Source organism: Pantoea sp. GbtcB22, from assembly GCF_019091025.1.
In the GTDB taxonomy this organism is placed as follows: Bacteria; Pseudomonadota; Gammaproteobacteria; order Enterobacterales; family Enterobacteriaceae; genus Pantoea; species Pantoea leporis.
In genome coordinates this window covers 1-237 of record NZ_JAGXKB010000833.1, presented here as the reverse complement: position 1 = coordinate 237, position 237 = coordinate 1, and the positions used below count along the sequence as shown (strand labels likewise).

At 61.6% G+C, this 237-nt stretch carries 1 protein-coding gene; it reads left to right on the top strand.

Annotated features, from left to right (window positions below):
* Positions 1-237: 5'/3'-nucleotidase SurE (locus KVT28_RS26815; RefSeq protein ID WP_305801836.1), on the top strand; the 237-nt coding region annotated here is incomplete at both ends.

The following is a 237-nucleotide window of genomic DNA, read 5'->3' as shown; positions in this document are numbered from 1 at the left end:
GGCGCATCTAACTCGCTCACGCTGGAGACGCCGCTGCGTAGCTTTACACATGAAAACGGCGATATCGCGCTCCAGATGGGCACGCCGACCGACTGCGTGTTCCTCGGCGTGAACAAGCTGAAGCAGCCGCGTCCCGATATCGTCGAGTCCGGCATCTACGCCGGTCCAAACCTTGGCGACGATGTGCTTTACTCCGGTACCGTCGCTGCGGCAATGGAAGGGGGCCATCTTGGCTCG